General features: G+C 34.9%; 23 protein-coding genes and 2 tRNA genes. 2 read left to right on the top strand and 23 right to left on the bottom strand.

All coding sequences use genetic code 11. From position 1 onward, the window contains the following. Positions 1-91: 91 nt before the first annotated feature. The 21 genes from BM077_RS03925 to BM077_RS04030 all read right to left on the bottom strand — a co-directional run bounded on the left by BM077_RS03925 (position 92) and on the right by BM077_RS04030 (position 19,171). A complete protein-coding gene (locus BM077_RS03925; RefSeq protein ID WP_218124642.1) occupies positions 92-2,512 on the bottom strand; it encodes an ATP-dependent Clp protease ATP-binding subunit in 2,421 nt (806 codons plus the stop codon). A gap of 92 nt (positions 2,513-2,604) precedes the next feature. Continuing rightward, positions 2,605-3,657, bottom strand: a complete 1,053-nt coding sequence (locus BM077_RS03930; protein ID WP_089748231.1) for a protein arginine kinase — start codon at positions 3,655-3,657, stop codon at positions 2,605-2,607. Between the two features lie 14 nt (positions 3,658-3,671). Continuing rightward, positions 3,672-4,193 (bottom strand): UvrB/UvrC motif-containing protein, encoded by a 522-nt coding sequence (locus BM077_RS03935; protein ID WP_089748230.1) that lies wholly within the window; start codon positions 4,191-4,193, stop codon positions 3,672-3,674. 3 nt (positions 4,194-4,196) lie between these two features. Continuing rightward, positions 4,197-4,685 carry a CtsR family transcriptional regulator gene (locus BM077_RS03940; protein WP_089748229.1) on the bottom strand — a complete coding sequence of 163 codons (489 nt, stop codon included), beginning with the start codon at positions 4,683-4,685 and terminating at the stop codon, positions 4,197-4,199. A gap of 190 nt (positions 4,686-4,875) precedes the next feature. Beyond that, positions 4,876-5,055 (bottom strand): hypothetical protein, encoded by a 180-nt coding sequence (locus tag BM077_RS03945; protein WP_089748228.1) that lies wholly within the window; start codon positions 5,053-5,055, stop codon positions 4,876-4,878. Positions 5,056-5,087: 32 nt separating this feature from the next. Beyond that, a complete protein-coding gene (locus BM077_RS03950; protein ID WP_090095142.1) occupies positions 5,088-6,299 on the bottom strand; it encodes a Ger(x)C family spore germination protein in 1,212 nt (403 codons plus the stop codon). Then, the gene (locus tag BM077_RS03955) at positions 6,296-7,393 is read right to left on the bottom strand and encodes a GerAB/ArcD/ProY family transporter (RefSeq protein WP_089748226.1); all 1,098 of its coding nucleotides are present in this window, start codon (positions 7,391-7,393) and stop codon (positions 6,296-6,298) included. Before BM077_RS03955 ends, BM077_RS03950 begins: the two co-directional genes overlap by 4 nt. A 14-nt stretch (positions 7,394-7,407) precedes the next feature. Next, positions 7,408-9,009 carry a spore germination protein gene (locus tag BM077_RS03960; protein ID WP_218124641.1) on the bottom strand — a complete coding sequence of 534 codons (1,602 nt, stop codon included), beginning with the start codon at positions 9,007-9,009 and terminating at the stop codon, positions 7,408-7,410. Between the two features lie 77 nt (positions 9,010-9,086). Next, positions 9,087-10,673, bottom strand: a complete 1,587-nt coding sequence (locus tag BM077_RS03965; RefSeq protein WP_089748225.1) for a spore germination protein — start codon at positions 10,671-10,673, stop codon at positions 9,087-9,089. Between the two features lie 88 nt (positions 10,674-10,761). Next, complete coding sequence (locus BM077_RS03970; RefSeq protein WP_089748224.1) at positions 10,762-11,424, bottom strand: CBO0543 family protein; 663 nt, start codon at positions 11,422-11,424, stop codon at positions 10,762-10,764. A gap of 54 nt (positions 11,425-11,478) precedes the next feature. Beyond that, positions 11,479-11,946 carry a CBO0543 family protein gene (locus tag BM077_RS03975; protein ID WP_089748223.1) on the bottom strand — a complete coding sequence of 156 codons (468 nt, stop codon included), beginning with the start codon at positions 11,944-11,946 and terminating at the stop codon, positions 11,479-11,481. A 356-nt stretch (positions 11,947-12,302) separates the two neighbouring features. Further along, positions 12,303-13,166 carry a CoB--CoM heterodisulfide reductase iron-sulfur subunit B family protein gene (locus BM077_RS03980; protein WP_089748222.1) on the bottom strand — a complete coding sequence of 288 codons (864 nt, stop codon included), beginning with the start codon at positions 13,164-13,166 and terminating at the stop codon, positions 12,303-12,305. Then, on the bottom strand, positions 13,167-13,736 hold the full coding sequence (locus tag BM077_RS03985; RefSeq protein ID WP_089748221.1) for a 4Fe-4S dicluster domain-containing protein: 570 nt from the start codon (positions 13,734-13,736) through the stop codon (positions 13,167-13,169). It abuts the gene before it with no gap. 25 nt (positions 13,737-13,761) lie between these two features. Then, positions 13,762-14,148, bottom strand: coding sequence for a 4Fe-4S dicluster domain-containing protein (locus BM077_RS03990; protein WP_089748220.1), 387 nt, complete (start codon positions 14,146-14,148; stop codon positions 13,762-13,764). 17 nt (positions 14,149-14,165) lie between these two features. After that, complete coding sequence (locus BM077_RS03995) at positions 14,166-15,182, bottom strand: CoB--CoM heterodisulfide reductase iron-sulfur subunit A family protein (protein WP_089748219.1); 1,017 nt, start codon at positions 15,180-15,182, stop codon at positions 14,166-14,168. A 34-nt stretch (positions 15,183-15,216) separates the two neighbouring features. Beyond that, positions 15,217-16,179: a CoB--CoM heterodisulfide reductase iron-sulfur subunit B family protein gene (locus BM077_RS04000; protein WP_089748218.1), complete on the bottom strand. Its 963-nt coding sequence runs from the start codon at positions 16,177-16,179 to the stop codon at positions 15,217-15,219. Beyond that, a complete protein-coding gene (locus BM077_RS04005) occupies positions 16,172-16,879 on the bottom strand; it encodes a 4Fe-4S dicluster domain-containing protein (protein WP_089748217.1) in 708 nt (235 codons plus the stop codon). The genes BM077_RS04000 and BM077_RS04005 overlap by 8 nt, the downstream gene beginning before the upstream one ends. 3 nt (positions 16,880-16,882) lie before the next feature. Next, positions 16,883-17,173, bottom strand: coding sequence for a hypothetical protein (locus tag BM077_RS04010; protein WP_089748216.1), 291 nt, complete (start codon positions 17,171-17,173; stop codon positions 16,883-16,885). After that, complete coding sequence (locus BM077_RS04015) at positions 17,173-17,433, bottom strand: hypothetical protein (protein ID WP_089748215.1); 261 nt, start codon at positions 17,431-17,433, stop codon at positions 17,173-17,175. Before BM077_RS04015 ends, BM077_RS04010 begins: the two co-directional genes overlap by 1 nt. Before the next feature lie 94 nt (positions 17,434-17,527). Continuing rightward, positions 17,528-18,151 carry a redox-sensing transcriptional repressor Rex gene (locus BM077_RS04020; RefSeq protein ID WP_089748214.1) on the bottom strand — a complete coding sequence of 208 codons (624 nt, stop codon included), beginning with the start codon at positions 18,149-18,151 and terminating at the stop codon, positions 17,528-17,530. Between the two features lie 486 nt (positions 18,152-18,637). Continuing rightward, complete coding sequence (locus tag BM077_RS04030; protein WP_089748213.1) at positions 18,638-19,171, bottom strand: nitroreductase family protein; 534 nt, start codon at positions 19,169-19,171, stop codon at positions 18,638-18,640. A gap of 280 nt (positions 19,172-19,451) precedes the next feature. On the opposite strand from BM077_RS04030, the gene BM077_RS04035 reads away from it, so the two are divergent. Both BM077_RS04035 and BM077_RS14180 read left to right on the top strand, forming a co-directional pair. Continuing rightward, complete coding sequence (locus tag BM077_RS04035; RefSeq protein WP_089748212.1) at positions 19,452-19,721, top strand: hypothetical protein; 270 nt, start codon at positions 19,452-19,454, stop codon at positions 19,719-19,721. Beyond that, a complete protein-coding gene (locus tag BM077_RS14180) occupies positions 19,718-19,891 on the top strand; it encodes a YgaP family membrane protein (RefSeq protein ID WP_089748211.1) in 174 nt (57 codons plus the stop codon). Before BM077_RS04035 ends, BM077_RS14180 begins: the two co-directional genes overlap by 4 nt. 103 nt (positions 19,892-19,994) lie before the next feature. Here the strand turns inward: BM077_RS14180 and BM077_RS04045 are convergent. Together BM077_RS04045 and BM077_RS04050 are read right to left on the bottom strand one after the other, a co-directional pair. After that, positions 19,995-20,071, bottom strand: a tRNA-Met gene (locus BM077_RS04045). A gap of 79 nt (positions 20,072-20,150) precedes the next feature. Next, positions 20,151-20,226 (bottom strand) — tRNA-Lys (locus tag BM077_RS04050). Positions 20,227-20,236 lie beyond the last annotated feature (10 nt).

Raw genomic sequence — 20,236 nt, forward strand, 5'->3', positions numbered from 1 at the left:
AACTTTTATTATAACATTTTTGAGCCCAATTAACAAGGTAGAATAAGCAGATTAAGCAGAGGGAATCCCTCTGCTTAATCTGCTTATTTAATTATGCTTTATTAAATGTCAATCCTCCATCTTCTACATCTATTATGACCTTATCACCATCAACAAAATTACCAGATAACAGCTTTTCTGAGAAAGGATTTTCGATTAAACGTCTAATAGCCCGGCGTAGTGGTCTTGCTCCAAACTCTTTATCAAATCCTTCATCAGCAATCACTTCTTTAGCTTCTTCGGTTACTTCAATCTTAATATCTTTTTCTAATAACCGCTCAGAGACCTCATCTAACATTAAATCAACAATCTTCTTAATATGCTCCAAGTCTAACGCATGGAAGACAATTATTTCATCTAATCTATTTAAAAACTCAGGTCTAAATTGCTTCTTTAGCTCTGAAGTCACCTTATTCTTCATGCGTTGATAGGAGTCTGACTCATCTTCTTCAGTTTTAAAGCCTAATCCACCTTGGCTCTCGATTAGATTAGCTCCTACATTAGAAGTCATGATGATAATCGTATTCTTAAAGTCTACAGTTCTTCCTTGTGAGTCAGTCAATTGTCCATCTTCTAAAACCTGTAATAAAGCGTTAAAGACCTCTGGATGAGCCTTCTCAATTTCGTCTAATAAGACTACTGAATAAGGCTTTCTTCTTACCTTCTCAGTTAATTGCCCTCCTTCTTCATGACCAACATATCCTGGAGGAGCTCCTATCAAACGAGAAACAGCATGCTTTTCCATATATTCAGACATATCAATCCTAATCATCGCTTCTTCATCATCAAACATTACCTCTGCTAAAGTCCTAGCTAACTCAGTCTTTCCAACCCCTGTTGGACCTAAGAAGATAAAGGAACCAATCGGTCGCTTCGGATCCTTTAACCCTGCTCTAGCACGTCGTACTGCTTGAGCTACCGCATCTATAGCTTCATTCTGTCCGACAATTCTTTCGTGTAACTCTTCTTCTAAGCGAAGTAGCTTTTCAGTCTCATCTTCTGTTAGTTTAGTCACTGGAACTCCGGTCCAATTAGAAACGATAGCTGCAATATCTTCCTTAGTAATTACTGCCTCATCTCTACCTTTATTATCCTTCCATTCTTGTTTAACCGCTTCTAATTTATCTTCTAATTGCCTCTCTTTATCTCTTAGTTGAGCAGCCTTTTCAAATTCTTGCGCTTTAACTGCTGCTTCTTTCTCCTGCTCTACTCTTTCTAACTCTTTATTTAAATTTTTAATTTCTGGAGGAGCTGTATTCTCTTTTAATCTAACTTTAGAACCAGCTTCATCAATTAAATCTATTGCTTTATCAGGCAAGAAGCGGTCTGTAATATAACGTCGTGATAAATTAGCAGCTGCCTTAATTGCTTCATTTGTAATTTTTACTCTATGATGCGCCTCATAAATATCTCGCAGACCTTTTAAAACTGAAACTGTCTCTTCAATTGATGGCTCTTCAACAATAATAGACTGGAATCTTCTCTCTAATGCTGCATCCTTTTCGATATGCTTACGATACTCATCTAAGGTAGTCGCTCCGATACATTGTAATTCACCTCTAGCCAAAGCAGGCTTTAAGATATTAGCTGCATCAATAGCACCTTCCGCTGCTCCCGCTCCAACAAGATTGTGTAACTCATCAATAAAGAGAATTATATTGCCAGCCTCATCGATTTCTTTCATGACCGCCTTTAATCTTTTTTCAAACTCACCACGATACTTAGAACCAGCTAATAAAGAGCTCAAGTCTAAAGCTACAACTCTTTTGTCAATAAGTGTTTCTGGCACATCATCATTAGCGATTAACTGTGCTAACCCTTCAGCAATAGCCGTCTTACCTACTCCAGGTTCACCAATTAAGCAAGGGTTATTCTTCTTTCTTCTACTTAAGACTTGGATAACTCTTTCAATCTCCTTATCTCGACCGATTACTGGGTCTAACTTCTCTTCAGCAGCCAATTCAGTTAAATCACGGCTAAATTCATCTATTGTCGGTGTCTTAGTATCCTTCTTCTTTCTCTGCTTAATCTTACTACCACCTAACTGATCAGCAATCTTTTTACGTAACTTATCTAACTCTATATCTGAATTCTTCAAAACACGAGATGCTACCCCTTCACCTTCTTTGACTAAACCAAGTAATAAGTGCTCTGTTCCTACATAATTGTGACCAAGTCGTCTTGCTTCTTCCATTGCTAAATTTAATACCTTCTTAGTCCGCGGTGTAAAGTTTAATTTCTGAGCCTCAACCGATTCATCACTTTCACCAATTAATTTTTTAACCTCTTTTCTCAACTTCTCTAAATTCAAACCAAAACCTTGTAAAGTCTTGGATGCTATACTTTCACCTTCATTCAATATTCCCAATAATAGATGCTCTGTCCCTACATAACCATGCCCTAACTGTTTTGCTTCGTCTTGAGCCAAAACTAATACTTTTCTTGCTCTCTCCGTAAAACGACCAAAAATCATAATTAGCACCTCCGATTCTCTATTTAAATGAATTCCATAATAAAATTTCTAGCATAATTAATTGATGTAAGCTACTTAAAAATGCAAAAGCCTCATTTATTATTAACCCTCATTCTAATCAATTCTGCTCGCTTTTCATCACTTTCTTCTGGACTTAACTCTCTTCCTTCTAACCTCTGCAATGCTGGTGCACTAATTAAGACCATCAATTCATTGAATAGATTAGCTGGTATATCTTCTATTATCCCCAAATTTATACCTAATCTTACATCTGATAACAGCTTCATCGCTTCTTTACTTGATATTTTATAAGCATTCTTTAAGATTCCATAGGCTCGGAATACTGTATCGGTTAAATCTAGCTTACTTCTCTTCATTAACATCTTTTGAGCACTTCGTTCTTGCTCAATAACCTGTTTAATAACTCCTTGTAAATTCTCGATAATCTCTTCCTCAGTAGGACCTAACGTTACTTGATTAGAAATTTGATAAATATTACCTAACGCCTCTGTCCCTTCACCATAGAGACCCCGTACTGCTAAACCTAACTGTGAAGTTGCCCTTAAGACCTCATTAATTCTCCTAGTTAGACTTAAAGCTGGCAAATGCAGCATCACCGATGCTCTCATCCCAGTTCCGGCATTTGTAGGACAAGCCGTCAAGTAACCATACTTCTCATTAAAAGCAAAGTTTAATTCTGACTCCAAAAAGTCATCAACTCGATTGGCTAACTCCCATGCATCTTCTAACTGTAGACCAGGAACTAAGACCTGCATTCTTAAATGATCTTCTTCATTAACCATAACACTAATACTTTCATCATCAGTTAAAGATAAAGCCTTATAAGCACCAGGTTTAGCATGTTGAGGGCTAATCAAATGCTTCTCAACCATCACTTCTCTTTCTAAGGTTGGAATAGATTCAAGCTCTAACAACTTTAAACCAAATTCATCATCCTTATTTAGAACCTTCTCTACTCTTTTTACTACTTTTTGCGCATCCTCCTCAGAAGCATTATTAGGAAAAGGTAAGTTATCTAAGTTTCTAGCTAACCTAATTCGACTACTAATTACTGCATCAGAATCAGGCCCCGCTCCCTTCATCCATTTATTAAGAGTATTATTAATCTTATTTGTCCAAGACATCATTCCACCTCCACTTATTCAATCTCTGCCTCTAATTCTTTAATCTTATCCCTTAACTTTGCAGCTTCTTCAAACTCTTCCTTCTCCACAGCCTCCTGCATCTCGTCCCGCAAGCCTTGAATCTCTTTCTTCATTCTAATAACTTCCCCGGTTCTGCGAGGTACCTTTCCAGTATGTCTATTACTACCATGAATTCGCTTTAATAATTTATCAGTTCGTTCTTCAAAGTTTAAATAGCAATCACTACAACCTAGCTTACCACTCTTACTGAACTCACTATAACTTAAATCACAGCTTGCACATTCACTCTGTCCTTGATAGCCTAAATCTATCTTAGATTTAGCCGATTTAGTACTGAAATCATGATTTAACAATCCACTTAATAGATTATTAAAAGAGAACGACTCTCCCCCAAAGTTCAACTCTCCTTTTTCTTGTGCACACTTTTCACAAAGATAGATCTCTTTCTTCTTATTATTAATTATCTTCGTTACATGTACCGTTGCCTGTCGTTCTTGACACTCTTGACAAATCATACGCTACCCCTCCTGACCATGTTGGTTATTCTTCGCTAATACCTTTAGAGCTGAACGAAGCATCTTTGCTCGTAAGATATCTCTTCCTGGTAAATCTACACTTAAATTTCTACGATCAAAGACTGTTTGTAACAGATCTCGCTCTTGTTTAGTTATAATCTCTTCTTCGTATAAACGCTGCAAGATATTATTTGTCTTCCTTTGTGAAATCTGACGACCAATCTTATCTATTAATCGCTTTATAGTCTCTAGGTCTGAATCATGCTTAACCTTAATAATCTTGACATAACCGCCTCCACCACGTTGACTCTCAACTACATAACCATTCTCTATATTAAACCTTGTCTTTAATACATAATTAATCTGGGAAGGGACACAGTTAAATTTCTTAGCTATCTTATTCCTTTGGATCTTAATAATACTGTTAGAACTCTTACCATTAGTTAACTGTTGCTTCAGATAATATTCTATCTTATCTGATAAGCTACTCACCTTTTATCAACCCTCCCTCTTTAACTTTGACTATCTTTGACCTTCTTGTTTTTAATTATACACATTTTTAGTATATTTGCAAGTTTAAATTTTTGTTATTATTATTCATTATTTCTTATTCACAGTAAATATATAGCTCTAACTTACAATTATATATCATAACTATTTTTTACGCCTTTTTGCTAATAGATCAATTATAAAACTGTGAAAAATTAAAGCCCATCATGCCCGCTATACTTAATACTAAACCAATAAATAATAAGAGTGAAAAGACAGTCAACTCTTTCCACTCTTCATTTTTAACCAAACTAGGCACTTCAAATAAGATAATCATAATAAAGATAGCTGCCAAACCTAGTACTTTTAACATTAACTGCCACCCTTCTTAAGCTTTATTCTACTTTATTTTGCTTCATTCGCCCTCTTCACCAATCCAATCCGACGTATCTCTGAATCAACTTCAACATTCACCTGTAAACGAGGAAAGATCTCATCCCAATCTCCCTTAATCTTCTTCCATTTCTGCGGAAAAGACCTATGAATGACCTGTGCAAATCGAAAGATATCACTATTGACTTCCTGTGCTTGCTTAAGTGCTAATCTTATCTCGTTACGAATCACTGCCGCCTGTCTTCTCTCTAACATTTCGATTCCTTCCAGTGTAACTAAATTTTCTTTACACATCTGATCACCTAAGTTTCCTTCTTCTTTTATCTTAATATTAATTACTGGTTCTCCATCTACAAACCGTGGAGTTATCTTACTATTAGCTTGAGTAACCTCAAGGCTAATTTTTTTATCTTTATCATCCGGACAACTTATTACTACAATACTGTTCTTAACCTCTCCCAATACCCATAATAGCCCCCGAACTTCTTTCTCTCCAAACCAAGTAACTAACCTATCTTCTTTAAAGATAGCCGCCCCATTTGCTCGAACTCTTTTGGGAGGTTCTTTTGCTCCAGTCTCTTTAGCTTTCTTCTCTTTCTTTCGCAAATCATCTTTTGCTACTAATTCAATCCGAGCAGCCGTTGGAGATACTTGGGGATTAACCAATAACTTACTAAATTCTTGTAAGTCGACCGCTCTTACTTTAGCATTATCTTTTTCACTTTTCACTAATAGATCAATAGCACTAGCCGGAATACTTTCTAAATCAAATTTAGCCTCTAAAATCTCTTTAGCATCTACCCCTTTAGAAATTAATATCCAACTTCTTTTCCTTAATTCAGGATTTCGATTAAAAAAGTCTATATATTCATTCACTCCCTGCCGCGCCAAATCTTCACCGAATACAATTATCATATTATGTGCCCAAAAAAGATTTCGTCCTACCTGCTCTGTAAACTTTCTAACCGCTTCCAAGACTGTATAACCTGTCGTTGATAACACCCAAACTGACTGCCCTTTAGTCCCCCCACTTCCTGATTCACCTTTAATTACACTTGGCTTAATTATTTGCACTGTAAGTCTTATCTTATCTTTATCTTTAGCTTGATCAATTCCTGTTGCAGCTACTAAAGCTAAATTGTCAATCGGCCGCCGGTCATAACAGCCACTTATACTACTTGATAACAATGTGATAATTACTAATAAGATTACCTTTCGTTTCATTCAATTTCACCTCTGACTCCTCTAATTATAGCTATTAATAATAAGATTAAGGGAATACCTACCTCTATGAATAAATAGTAAGGAGGCATCAACTCAAAGATAACTTTACCCATCTCCTCAATATTACCAAAAAGAATTATAGAAAGTACAGTTAAGATAACACCCAAAGGCAGCACTACTGGTTTATAGCTCTTCAATTCAAAGAATTCCGCCGTGGAAATAGTTAAACAATAATAAAAAACAGCAATCTTCATAAAACCTCCACCAAACCAGATAGCCATCATTAAAGCATCTATTCTTTCTATAAAATCAAATATGCTAATATAACGGATTAAAGATAGCATGGGCAGATTAAACTGCGCAGCTTCTATACTACCAAATAAGGTGATTATTTCAACAATAACTATTACTCCAATGAACCCTGTAATTAACGTTGCTTTAAATACTGATTTCAAAGCTTTTTTGGGTCGATTAACAGCTGGTAAAATAATAATTAAGATAACTGTCTCTGCATAAAAAAGAGCAGCCGGATAAGCACCTTTGATGATAGGAATTAACCCAGTTCCTAATACCGGTCTTAAATTAGCAGCATCTAATTCAGGAAAGATAAATAGAAATATAATGACCAAAAATCCAAATATTGAAGGCAGAATTATTTCATTACTTCTAGAAATCACCTCAATCCCGTTCCTAACTCCAGAAGCTGAGATAACAACAATTATAACGATTATTAATGACATAGGAGTATTAGGTAAAAAGATACTGGTCAAGACTTCACCAAATTCTCTAATAATCACAGCATCAATATGTAAAAAGAATAAGATATAGATAAAAGCTATTACTTTTGCTGGAATCCTACCAACAATTAATCGACTATAACCAATAAGAGTTTGATTCGGGAACCTCTGACCTAACTTAGTAATAATATAGCTAGCGATTAGACCAAAAATAGTAACTAAAATCATCGATAACCAAGTATCTTGCTTAGCCTCAGCAATCATTGTCGACGGTAAAAATAGGAGAGCTGTAGAGAATATTGTACTAATGATTAACCATTGTAGCTGTTTATTAGAGATCCTACCTTCTTCCAGCATCTTTAAGCCTCCTGTTATTCATCGATTAAATTCTCTTCATTATCTTCTGGGTCCTGTGGCTTTTGATTAATATCCTGACGTACTTCATTCTCAGTCATAAGCTGTGGTCGTGTATTCATAGCCCACCAAGGTGCTCGAACTAAGGTATCCTTTAAGCCTTGATATGTTCCTGGTGCTAATGGAGAAAGATAAGGAATTCCAAACGAACGTAAAGATGCCATATGAATAGTAATTATCAACATCCCTAATAAAATTCCAAATAAGCCCAAGGTTGCAGCTAATAGAGCTAATAAAAAACGTAATGGAATTAAGGTTAATGCCATATCGACAGAAGGAATGACGAAGACTCCAATCCCGGTTAATGCAGTTATAATAATCATTGGTGTACTAGTTAATCCAGCCTTAACTGCTGCATCACCTAAAATTAAAGCACCAACAATACTGACCGCCTGACCGATTGGCCGTGGCATACGAGTCCCTGCCTCTCTTAAGACTTCAAACATTAATCCCATCAATATCGCTTCTACGAAAGATGGAAACGGAACGCCTTCTCTTTCAGCAGCAATAGTAATAATTAACGGCGTAGGCAACATCTCTTGATGAAAGCTAATTACCGCTACATAGAGAGCCGGTAATAAGAGAGTAATAACAAATGAGATATATCTCAACCACCTGGTAAAGGTACTAAAGATTGCTCGCTGATAGTAGTCGGCACTAGTTAATAAGAATTCCATAAAAATAGTAGGTGCTGTTAAAGCTGATGGTGAACCATCAACTAAGATAGTCACTTTACCTTCTAATAATTTACTAGCTACTGCATCTGGACGTTCTGTTCGATGCATAGTTGGTAAAGGTGATAAGGGATTATCCTCAATATATTCCTCAATATATCCAGTATCGAGGATAGAGTCAACTTCAATATCCTTTAACCTCTTCTTTACCTCCTTAACTATTTTAGGATTAGCAAGCCCTTCTATGTAACCGATCACAACTTGAGTTCCAGTAACTTCACCAATAACCATACTTTCAAGTTTGAATTTAGTATTCTTTATCTTACGCCTCAACAATGAAGTATTAATGCGTAGAGTCTCTGTAAAGGCTTCCTTAGGTCCACGAATTAAGGTTTCAGTAGTTGGTGGTTGAACACCACGTTCTTCCCAACCCCTAGTGCTGGCAAGAAGCGCCCGATCATAACCATCAATAAAGATAGCTGCATCCCCCGATAAAGCAGCATCTACACTCTTTTTAAAGCTAGTAGTCTCCTTTAATTCATCAGTAACTAAGACCCTTTCCTTAACCCAGTTATATACATTAGGAATCTTCTCTTCACTAGGTTTAATGCTACGAGTACTTAGCATTAATGGTTTTAGAATATCATCATCAACTAACTTTTTATTTATCATGCCATCAATAAACAGAGCAAAAGCTTTAACGTCACCTTTTCCCATAATAAATCTTCTAATAGTAACATCTTCACTCTTAGCAAATAATTTTTCAATCTGTTTATAATTCTCTTCTATATTCTTAGAAATCTGCATTTCATCTTTCTTCATATGCTTCTTTTCTTTACCTTTAGAAAATAAATTTTTAGCTTTATTGATTAACCTTCTAAACATATAGTTCACCCTTAGGTTATATTTTTAATCTCCATTTAATCTATATACGGTTATATTATCTAACACTTAGATTAAAGTTATTCATTAAGCAAATCTGATTCATCATCTTCTGGGTCTTGTGGTTGTTGATTAATATCCTGCCGTACTTCATTCTCAGTCATAAGCTGTGGTCGAGTGTTCATAGCCCACCAAGGTGCTCGAACTAAGGTATCCTTTAAGCCTTGATATGTTCCTGGCGCTAATGGAGAAAGATAAGGAATCCCAAAAGAACGTAAAGAAGCCATATGAATAGTAATAATTAATTGGCCTGCTAAGATTCCAAATAGTCCTAATACTGATGCAAAGATAGTTAAAAGAAGACGTAATGGAATTAGAGCCAAAGCCATATCTACAGAAGGAACAGCAAAGATACCAAGTCCAGTTAAAGCTGCTACCATAACCATTGGTGTACTTGTCAAACCAGCTTCAACTGCTGCTTGTCCTACAATTACAGCGCCAACAATACTGACCGATTGCCCTATAGGACGGGGCATTCTAGTTCCTGCTTCTCGCAATAACTCAAATAATAACCCCATAAGTATAGCCTCTATTACAACTGGGAAAGGTACACCTTCTCTAGCAGCAGCAACACTAATCACTAATGGTGTAGGTAACATCTCTTGATGGAAGCTAATTACTGCTACATAAAGCGGAGGTAAGAAGAGAGTTCCAATAAATGTTATAATCCTTAGCCAACGAGTAAATGTGCTAAATAATGAGTTTTGATAATAGTCTTCACTGGCGATTAAATACTCCATAAAGATAGTCGGAACCGTTATCACATCTGGTGAACCATCAATTATAATAGCTACTTTTCCTTCTAATAATTTACTAGCTACTCCATCCGGACGTTCTGTCCGATACATAGTTGGTAGAGGTGATAAAGGATTATCCTCGATTAATTCTAGAATATAACCAGCATCTAGAATACCATCTATTTCAATACTTTTTAACCGTTTCTTTACCTCCTTAACTATTTTGGGATCAGCAATTCCTCCTATGTAACTTATTGAAACCAAAGTCCTACTAATCTCACCGATAACCATGCTTTCAAATTTAAGGTTAGTATCTTTAACCTTCCTTCTTAACAGAGAAGTGTTAATCCGCAGTGTCTCTGTAAATGCTTCCTTAGGTCCACGAACTGACTTTTCTACCATTGGCTTTTGGACACCACGCTCTTCCCAACCTCTAGTACTGGCTAAAAGAGCCCGATTGTAACCATCGATGAAGATAGCTGTATCTCCGGATAAGGCAGCATCTACACCTTCTTTAAAATCATCGGTCTCCTTAACTTGGTCAGCAGTTAAGACCTTCTCCTTAACCCAGTTATATATATTTTTAATCTTCTCTTTACTAGGGTCTATACTACGGGTCTTCAAAATTAGAGGCTTGAGGATGTCATCATCAACTAACTTTTTATTTATCATGCCATCAACAAATAAAGCAAAGACCTTAACCTTCCCCTTACCCATAGTAAATCTTCTAATAGTAACATCTTCACTCTTTGCAAACAGCTTTTTAAGCCGTTCATAATTCTTCTCTATATCTTTAGAAATGGGTTCTTTCTTCTTCTGTTTCTTTGTAATCAACGAATCCTTAGCTTTATTAATTAATCTTCTAAACATATACTTCACCCTTAAGTTATATTTCAGATTCTTCAAAACATGAGTTCATCTATTATTGTTTAGAATTTGGCTTAAAGTTATTCGTTCTTTATTTATTAAATAAATTAAGAATAGATTCCCACCAAGGTTCTTTTTCTTTCATTTCACGTAACCTCTTATTATCTTGCAATATTACATATAGCCATGTATACAAGAGTTGATTCTCTTTCTCTTTCTTATCTATAATCCTCTGCATCTGTTTTACTAACCAGCGACAGAAGACTGACATGGCTACATAAATCGGGAAAGAATAGACATACTGCCACGAATAAGTAGTATAGACCCCTAACCACTCAAGAAAAGGCTCACCAGCAAAAGTATAAACTCCAAAAACAATAGTACTCGCTATAATAAATGGCTTCCAAGAAGTAAAATACTGATAAAGAAGCATATATGTTACTGGCAATAATGTAAAGTCGGCAGGAAATAAAGGAGGATTAATAGGAACAATTTTATTAGGGTAACTCCAAAGTCCTAAGCTAAATCCAATTGTATCTAAAATACCAGAGAATAGAGCTATAAAGAGACCATAGAGGGTTATCTCTATCAAGCTATCCTTGTCAACAAGTTTCCACCATATAATCCAAGGAAAAATCATAACAATTATAAGCAACCACCAATCTAACGTTAAAAAGTCATGATTATACCAATTTTCATGAGTTAACTGATGTAACTTTACTTGTACTTCTCTTATTTCTTCGTGAGTAGTCATTAATCATATCCTTTCATTCTAATTTATTATTCTTATTCTAAAGGTTTAAATCTCCTATTCTCTACTGAACCAGGCATGAAATTCAAACCAAATAAACCAACTTATAAACCATAATATATATGAGTGATACCAATCATAACCATTATAATATTCTAATGCGTTAGTGAATCGTTCAATCAAAAATTCAATTATAGTTAAACTAGTCGCCAAAATAAAGAACCAACGAACTCTTGCCTTTAACTTAGTAGGAGTATACCTTACTCCAAACATCACTAAGATAGGCACTACAACCATATCCACAACTATAGAGACATCATCTACTACTCTAAATACTCTAATCGGATGATGTTTATTAGGAAAATTCCATAATCCAAAATATTTAGCTATATAGTCCCCGGTTTGAGCGTATAAACTAGCAAACATTCCTACTGGCAGGTACTCTTTCATCCCCTTGCGTTTCAGAAACAATAACAATACAGCAATAATCATTGAGCCAAGTTTAAGCCAAATCTCTATCGCCATCATAGCATCCCCCCTTAAATTCTATAAATATTATTGGCTAAATAACCATTTGTGAGGGATCACAAATAGTTATATATCTGCTCATCTCAGTTATAATTGACATCTAAGCTCCTTGTATAATCAAAAGAATAATTCAAATAACAAAACGCAAGATTATTGTTTGTGATTTATATTAACAATATACTGCTATTCATATTGCATTTAAATCGAATATTGCTAATTATCTTTTCTATCCTTAAACAAAAAAATTAAGAGACCTGCTATCTTTAACAGACCTCTTAATATACATAATACATTCTTTTATTCAATTATATTCACAATCTATGGTTTAAAATCAAGCTCACTTTAAACCTTCCTTAAATAACTTTTCTCTTCTTTAAAATTGGCTTTGAGCTTACTAATCGCTTACCTAAAGCTAGTTCTGATTTTGGTAACCCCAAACTCAAACCTAATAATTCAGTAATATATACTACTGGCATATTCAACTTTCTTCCTAACTCTTTTTCTACTTCGCTTTGTCGAGTATCTAAATTAAGCTGACATAATGGACATGCAACCGCAATAACATCAGCACCCACACCCTTAGCTTCTTCTAAAATATTACCACAATGCTTCAATACTATCTCCGTACCAGTTAAAGAGTAGCCTGCACCACAACAGTCGGTTTTAGCTCCCCATTGAACAACATCTGCTCCTAAAACTTCTAATAAGTTATCCATACTCTGTGGATTAGTCGGATGATCAAAGTTAGTAACCTTAGCTGGTCTAGTCAGAAGGCAACCATAAAATGGTGCAACTTTTAGACCTTTTAAAGGATTACTCACTCTTTCTTTGACCTTATCCATACCTACTAATTCGATTAAAACCTCTAATAAGTTATAAACAGAAACATCTCCCTTATGTGGTTTCTCTAATACTTCATTTATTTCATCAGCATGAGATTCAAACTCTACTTCCGCAGCTTTTAGATGATTATAACAAGCAGCACAAGGGGCTGTAATCTTATCTAAACCTTGTTCACTTGCCTGAACTAAATTTCTAGCAGACAAAGCTAACGATAACAAATGGTCAGCCTGATGAGCTGGTGTTGAACCACAACAATTCCAATCATTTATTTCTTCTAGACTAACACCTAATGCTTCTAAAACCTTTTCTGTGGACTTTCCAAAAGCCTGACCAGTAGATTCCATACAACAACCAGGATAATATCCTAATTTCATTTAAATGCCCCCTCTCTTTCGAGCCACATTATCAAAAATATTTTTAACTTCTTTTCTATTCTTAATCTTTGGTGGAATCAGGTCTCCAACTCCCATCATCCCTCTCATAAACATCTTAGGTCCTAAAATCACATCTTTTAAATATTGACCTTTAGCTGCATTATATTTAAGAGTAAGTCCTACATCATGTGATCTACCATTATCTTTAATTATATCTAAAAATATTTCATTAAAAAGAAGCATATTCTCTTCTCTTGACTCTACCCCTTCTTCATCGGCCATTTCCCGCAATACCCGCATAATCTCATACATTTCTACTTCCGATGGACAGTTAGCCTCACAAGTAGCACATCCTATACACATCTGAATAGATCTACATTCTAATAACTCCTCTTTCATTCCATGAAAGATCATCTCTAATATTTGGTTCGGGGAATAGTCCATATGTGAAGAAAAAGGACAGATTCCTGAACACTTAGTACACTGATAGCATTCCTTTATATTCTGCCCACTTCTTTCCAAAATCTCGTTAAAAAGCCCGTTATCTTCTGGTGACATCTCAACCTTCATTAACTCTCACCCCTTTTATCAGTCTTTAGTCATCCTCTTTTTTAGGACAATGTGCTTTCTTAACAAATTTTCTATTAACCTCTTCAGTATTCGGTTCAATCCCTTCTTCTCTAGCTATCTCTCGTAAACTTGCCATTATCTTCTTAAAATTTATCGCTACTGGACAATCTATCTTACACTCATTACAAGTTTCACAGATCCAAATCGCTCTACTATTTAATATAGACTCCTCTAAACCATCAATTATCTGTTCTAATATTTGACGGGGAGTATAATCGAATTTATCACTCTTTTGACACATGCCCCCACATTTATAACACTGCAAACATTGATTAAGGTTATCGTTACCACTACTCTTTATTTTTTGTAAGATTCTATTCTTTTTTTGGTCTGAACCAATCTTATATAACATTAATCATCACTTCCTTTCTAACCTAAGAAAGATAAGCTTTCACTAGCAGCAGCTTTTCCCATAGCTACACTTTCTCTAATTTCAAGCGGAGCAGTACAGCTACCAGCTAAGAAAATCCCTTCTTTAGAAGACTTAACAGGTTCCATATTCGATTGTGCCTCTTTATAGAAACCATAATCATCTGTTTCAATCCCTAAAATTTCAGCTAATTCTTTAGAGTCTTTTTGTGGTTCCATTGCAGACGCCAATACAACTAAATCTGCGTTTAATTCGACTGGATTACCAATCAATGAATTTTCTGCTTTCACTAAAAGAGTATCTTCTTTATTAATTACTTTAGATACACGCCCTCTTATATAACGCACTCCATAGTCTTCAATTGCATCTCGGATAAACTCTTCATAGCCTTTGCCTAAAGCACGAATATCTATATAGAAGACAAATGCATTAGCGCTAGGGACCTCTTGTTTAAGAAGTAGAGCATGCTTAGCAGAATAAGTACAACATATCTTTGAACAATAACGATACCCTTTTACTCTATCTCTAGAACCAACACAATGAACAAATACTACATTGCTATTACTATATTTTTTGATATCACCATTCATCACCATTCTTTCATACTCTTGACTAGTAACTACATTATCTAATCTAGAGTAGCCATACTCACTATAGTCATTAGGCTCCATATAATTAAATCCTGTAGCTACAATGATAGCCCCCACTTCTTCGGCAACTGTATTTCCATCTTCATTAATCTCAACTTTAAAATCACCAGCTTTACCACTAACTGAAATAACTTCTGAATTAAACTTAATATCAATATTTTCATTATCTTCTACCTTACTCTTTTGCTCATCTAAAAGCGGTTGAGCCTCATCAAGTTCTGGAAAAGTCGCAGCCATATCATTAACATTTCCACCTAATTCTCCATTCTTTTCTACTAAGATAACTAATTTATCATTATTCGCAAGTTCAACCGCTGCATTAATTCCTGCTATACCTCCACCAATGACTAATGCTTTTTTGCTCATTTTTACCCCTCCATGTCTTTATAATCAAAAACTTTTAATAGTCGATTCCAATCTTATTTAATGCCTTTTTAAATCGATCTTGACCACCAATATGAGCATCAAAAGCTAAACGCTCCTTAGGGAGACCTAAAGCTAAACCAGCCAACTGAGTTATATGAATAATAGGAATATCTAATTTAACATCTCTTCTATAATCTAACTGCTGTTGCATACGGTCTAACTGACTTAGACAATAAGGACATAAAACAATGACAAAGTCTGGGTCTGCTTCATCCCTAACACTCTCCAATTTCATTTGAGAATGATCCAGTGATTTCTCTTTGTCATTAATTACTTGGGTAAAACCTGTCCCGCAACATTCACCGCTAGCAGTATAATCTACATTCTCTCCACCCATAATCTCAACTAATTCTTGTATAAAACTTGGATGCTGAGCATCATCGATTGCTCCATATTTCCCTCCACCTAAATAATGACATCCATAGTGAGTAGCAAACTTTAACCCTTCCAAAGGACGTTCAACATTCTCTGCAATTCTATCTTTAAGTTTGTATAACATAGCACCTATGTGAAAGATATTGCTTTCACCTTTGTATTCTCGTCCCATCATATTTAACATCATGTTTACACTTTCTTTTACCTCATCATTGCCATTCATAAAATGACCAAACTCATTTAAAAATGTCCAACACCCATTACAAACAGCACATATATCTAAACCTTCTTCTTCTGCTAAAGAAATATTTCTAGCCACTGCCGGCATAGAAGCTGTTGGGGCTGCTACATTAGCAAAAGTCACAAATCCACCACAACATGTCTGATCTTCTGATACGAAAGGTTTAACTCCTAACTTATTTAAGACATCTAATGTACATGACTCAATACCTGGATATTTGTTACTAGCTACACAGCTTTGAAAATAAAAAATTTCTTCTGGAATTGGAATATCTGCTACAATTTCTTCTCTAATACCACTTAGTTTATCAAGTTTATGCATTATCGGCACCTCCTATTGGAACTCCATAATTATAAAAACGATAGTGAGTCTTTACATTCCCAACTTTCTTTGGTAGCTCTTTACTTTTGCATTTCTCTTCAATCTTTGGTGTGCACTTACTACAATCATATAATTCTACGCCACCTATCTTTTTCATAAAATTGGTCATTCCACTTAAATCAGAGATCATATTAATTTCAGCAATAGCTTCATCAGAAACTTCTCTTTGGCGTGGCATACCTGCTTTTTGACGAATATCAGCTATATCGCCTCTTTCTTCAATAACATATGGATTTCTCTCTTCGGGAGAAACAGTTATTCCATCTTGTAGATAATCTTTCTCAGCATACTTCTCTAACTGCTTTACATCTTCCCAACCAAAGCCCTGACTCATAGCACCTAAACGAAGCATAAAAACAAAGAAAGGGAAGTTAATATCTACGGGACAAGTAGCAAAACAACCACTACAAAAGAAGCATTGCCATAACTCTACACTTGATAATACTCTTTTTATGTTACCATTAACTAAATCATATATAATCTTTCGCGGATTATAACTAGGATTAACTGCTGCTGCCGGACACTGTCCTGTACACTTCCCACATTGAAGACACTTCTCAGCTCCATTCACAAAACCCATAGCTATTGGCTTCCACTTATCATAAAAAGTGTCACTCCAGTCATTAGCCTTTTCTAGCATCTTCTAAACACCCCTTTCTTCCTTATTTCCTAAGCCTACCGCATCTTTGATAGCATCCTTCATCATCGGCATCATCTCCGGAGCAAAATTCATAAGATTCTTTCTATACTTCTTACCTCTTTTTGCATACTTAAACATACCAGGCATCATCTTCATCATTCTGCCTAAAGGCATTTCTAAGCTAAAAAGTTCCTCAAAATAATTTAAAACTTCTTCTCCAATTTCTTCACCAGAACCATCAAAAGCCTCCATATAATTCTTTTCTACATAACCATCTTTATACTTTTCATCCATTAATTTAATCCCTCCTTAAGACATCTTCCTCTACATCCAGTAGCAAGGACTCGACCAGACTGAGGGTCTCGTAAAAACTTCTGTGAATATTTACACTTTTTACAATGTTCGAGGTCTAAAATATAATTTATCTCATTACATTCTGGACATAAGTACTCTTTGACATTTGGTGGAGTCTGTTCTTCGCCTTCAACAATTACATCAATAAATTTAGGTCTCAATTTTTCAATTAATTCACCACAGCCTTTACACTGGAACAAATAATCACCTCCATTCCCCTTGGGTAGGGGTATAACGTTGTAATATAATTATATGATTTTTGTCATATAAAGTCAAGCCAAGCCGAAAAATAAATTATTTAGCTAGATTTTCAGAATAATATAACAAATTTTGTAATTCTAAAGTCAAGTCAACGTTTTGTAAATATACATCATAAGGAACTTCTAAATTAACTGGAGCAAAATTTAATAAGATTTTAACATCATATTCAATTAACAAATCAACAACTTTCTGTGCAGCATCTGGTGAAACTGCTACTATTCCTATTGCAGGCTTAATTTGGGCAACCACCTCAGGAATATTTCCTATTGGCTTTACTTCTATTGCACCTACTTTAGAACCGATTTTATCTTGACTATTATCTAATGCTGCTTCAATTCGAACTTTACAATTCTGATTCTGTTGATTAAAATTGAGCAAAGCAGTCCCAATATGTCCGGTCCCAATTAATACTGCTGTTTTTTCCTCATTCATTCCTAAAATCTTTTTTAGCTTTTTTAATAAATCTTCTACCTCATATCCAACTCCCCTCACACCAAACTCCCCAAAGTAAGTTAAATCCTTTCGAAATTGAGTCGCTTTCAAACCAAACTCTTCTTCTAATTGTTTTGAAGATATAACTTCAGTTCCCTTTGCCTTCAATTTTTCTAATACTCTTAAGTATAAAGATAAGCGTCTAATAGTATTATCTGGTATCATTTTTTGCCCTCCTATTACCTAATCATTGTGTTTTTTATCACAAAACACAATAAAAATAATATCACCCTCCCCTTGGGGGTTAGTTATAGAATACCATACTTCTAGTTTCTTGTCAAATAAAAAATTACTGTATTAAAAGACGCAGGGAGTATTGCAATTAAAAGGGGATTTGCAGTACTAAAGGAGGAAATAAAGGGGATCTTTAGTCCTACTCACCTTTGTCTTATAACACAGTAACTATTTAATAACTTTAATTATAGTTATTTTATTGTAAAAATCAACATATTATATATAATGAAATTCATTATCAGCTAGAGGTAAAAATAATTGGCTCCCCGACTACGACTCGATGGTTAACAGCCATCTGCTCTACCAACTGAGCTATCGGGGAAAACCACACTGAATACTTAACTATAGACAATATATCATCAAACTTTAAGTTTGTCAAGCATATCATATATTTATTTTTTCCCGCTAATTGCTTTATTATTCTTCAAATTTTTCATAACACAATATCTCTTCTAAAGGTTTACGTTTAGGAGTACCTGGTAGTTTATCAGTAAATCCTAGTGAAATGATTCCAACTGGATAATACGGGTCCTCGATATTAAATAGATTACTTAACTTCTCTTCATCATAATCTCCTATCCAACAGGTTCCTAAACCTAAGCCTTGTGCTGCTAGTAGTATATTCTGAATTGCAGCTGCTGTATCTTGAATACAAAAGTAATCTATGGAATAATCATAAATCCCTTCTCTTTGATGTGAATTTTTATAATCAGCACATACTACAATTGCTGCTGGTGCAGACGATAAAAACTTAGCGTATTTACTATCTTCACTCATCTGTTCTAGCTTCTCTTCATCCTTAGTTACAATAAATTTCCAAGGTTGATCATTATGGGCGGACGGTGCAAAGCGAGCAGCATCTATTATCTTTTCTATTAACTCATTTGATACAGACTTATCCCGATACCTTCTAACACTTCTCCTATTCTTAATCACATCTAAGATATTCATAATAAATCCCCCTTTTTTATTAAGAATTAATTTCTTCTTAGTATCTTACTTCTACTATAAATACTCTTTTCCTGCTAATTAAAAAGTTAAATATTACACAAATTACAGTTAAAGTCAATTAAATATCTTATATAACCGACTTTATTTGAAGTATAATTATAAATTTTACTTGGCTATTATGTAGTATCTATATTTGTCTAATAGCTATTAATATATTATATGAGAATTACACAGTATAATTAATAAGAAAACAAATTTAAATATTAAGGTGGGATTAAAAATGTTAGAAAAATTCATGACTGAATTCTCTGCAAGATTAGCTATCGATAATTTAAATGAACTAAAAAATTCTGACCCTAAAGAATATGATGAAACACTAAAAGCCTTCATTGCTGCCACTGAAGTAGGGATCCAAATGTTAAAAGAAAGCCAAGAATTTCGTAAAGCCTTTGCTAAAATCCATGCTGAATTTCTTAAGTATCCGGAATCTAAGGAGGTTATAGAAAAAGCATTAGAAGCCAATAATGAATTTAGGAGTGATAATAAATGACGATCTCTTTAAAAAGAAATGTTGGAAACATCGATCGTATAATCCGCATGATTATAGGAATAGCTTTAATTACAAGTGGATTCTTAGGAGTATTTGAAAATCAATTAATAGTAGCTCTTGTTTACTTAATCGGATTAAGTCAAATTGTTGAATCAATACTTAGTTATTGAATAGTTTATGATATCCTAGGTTGGTCAACCTATAATAAAGAAGAATTAAAATAAAAAAACTATGCTTTAAAAAGCATAGAATCTAAGTCCATAATATTTAAATTGGTTGCGGGGACTGGATTCGAACCAGTGGCCTCCGGGTTATGAGCCCGACGAGCTACCGGACTGCTCTACCCCGCGATATTAAGATATTAAATGGTGTGACGGCCTCGATGGCCTAATACCAAAATTTACATTGCGTCTTATTAATTAAAAATTTTGGTGAGCCATGGAGGAGTTGAACCTCCGACACCCTGATTAAAAGTCAGGTGCTCTGCCAGCTGAGCTAATGGCCCACGAATTTCA

Origin of the sequence: Candidatus Frackibacter sp. WG13 (assembly GCF_900114655.1) — a bacterium.
In the GTDB taxonomy this organism is placed as follows: Bacteria; Bacillota; Halanaerobiia; order Halobacteroidales; family Acetohalobiaceae; genus Frackibacter.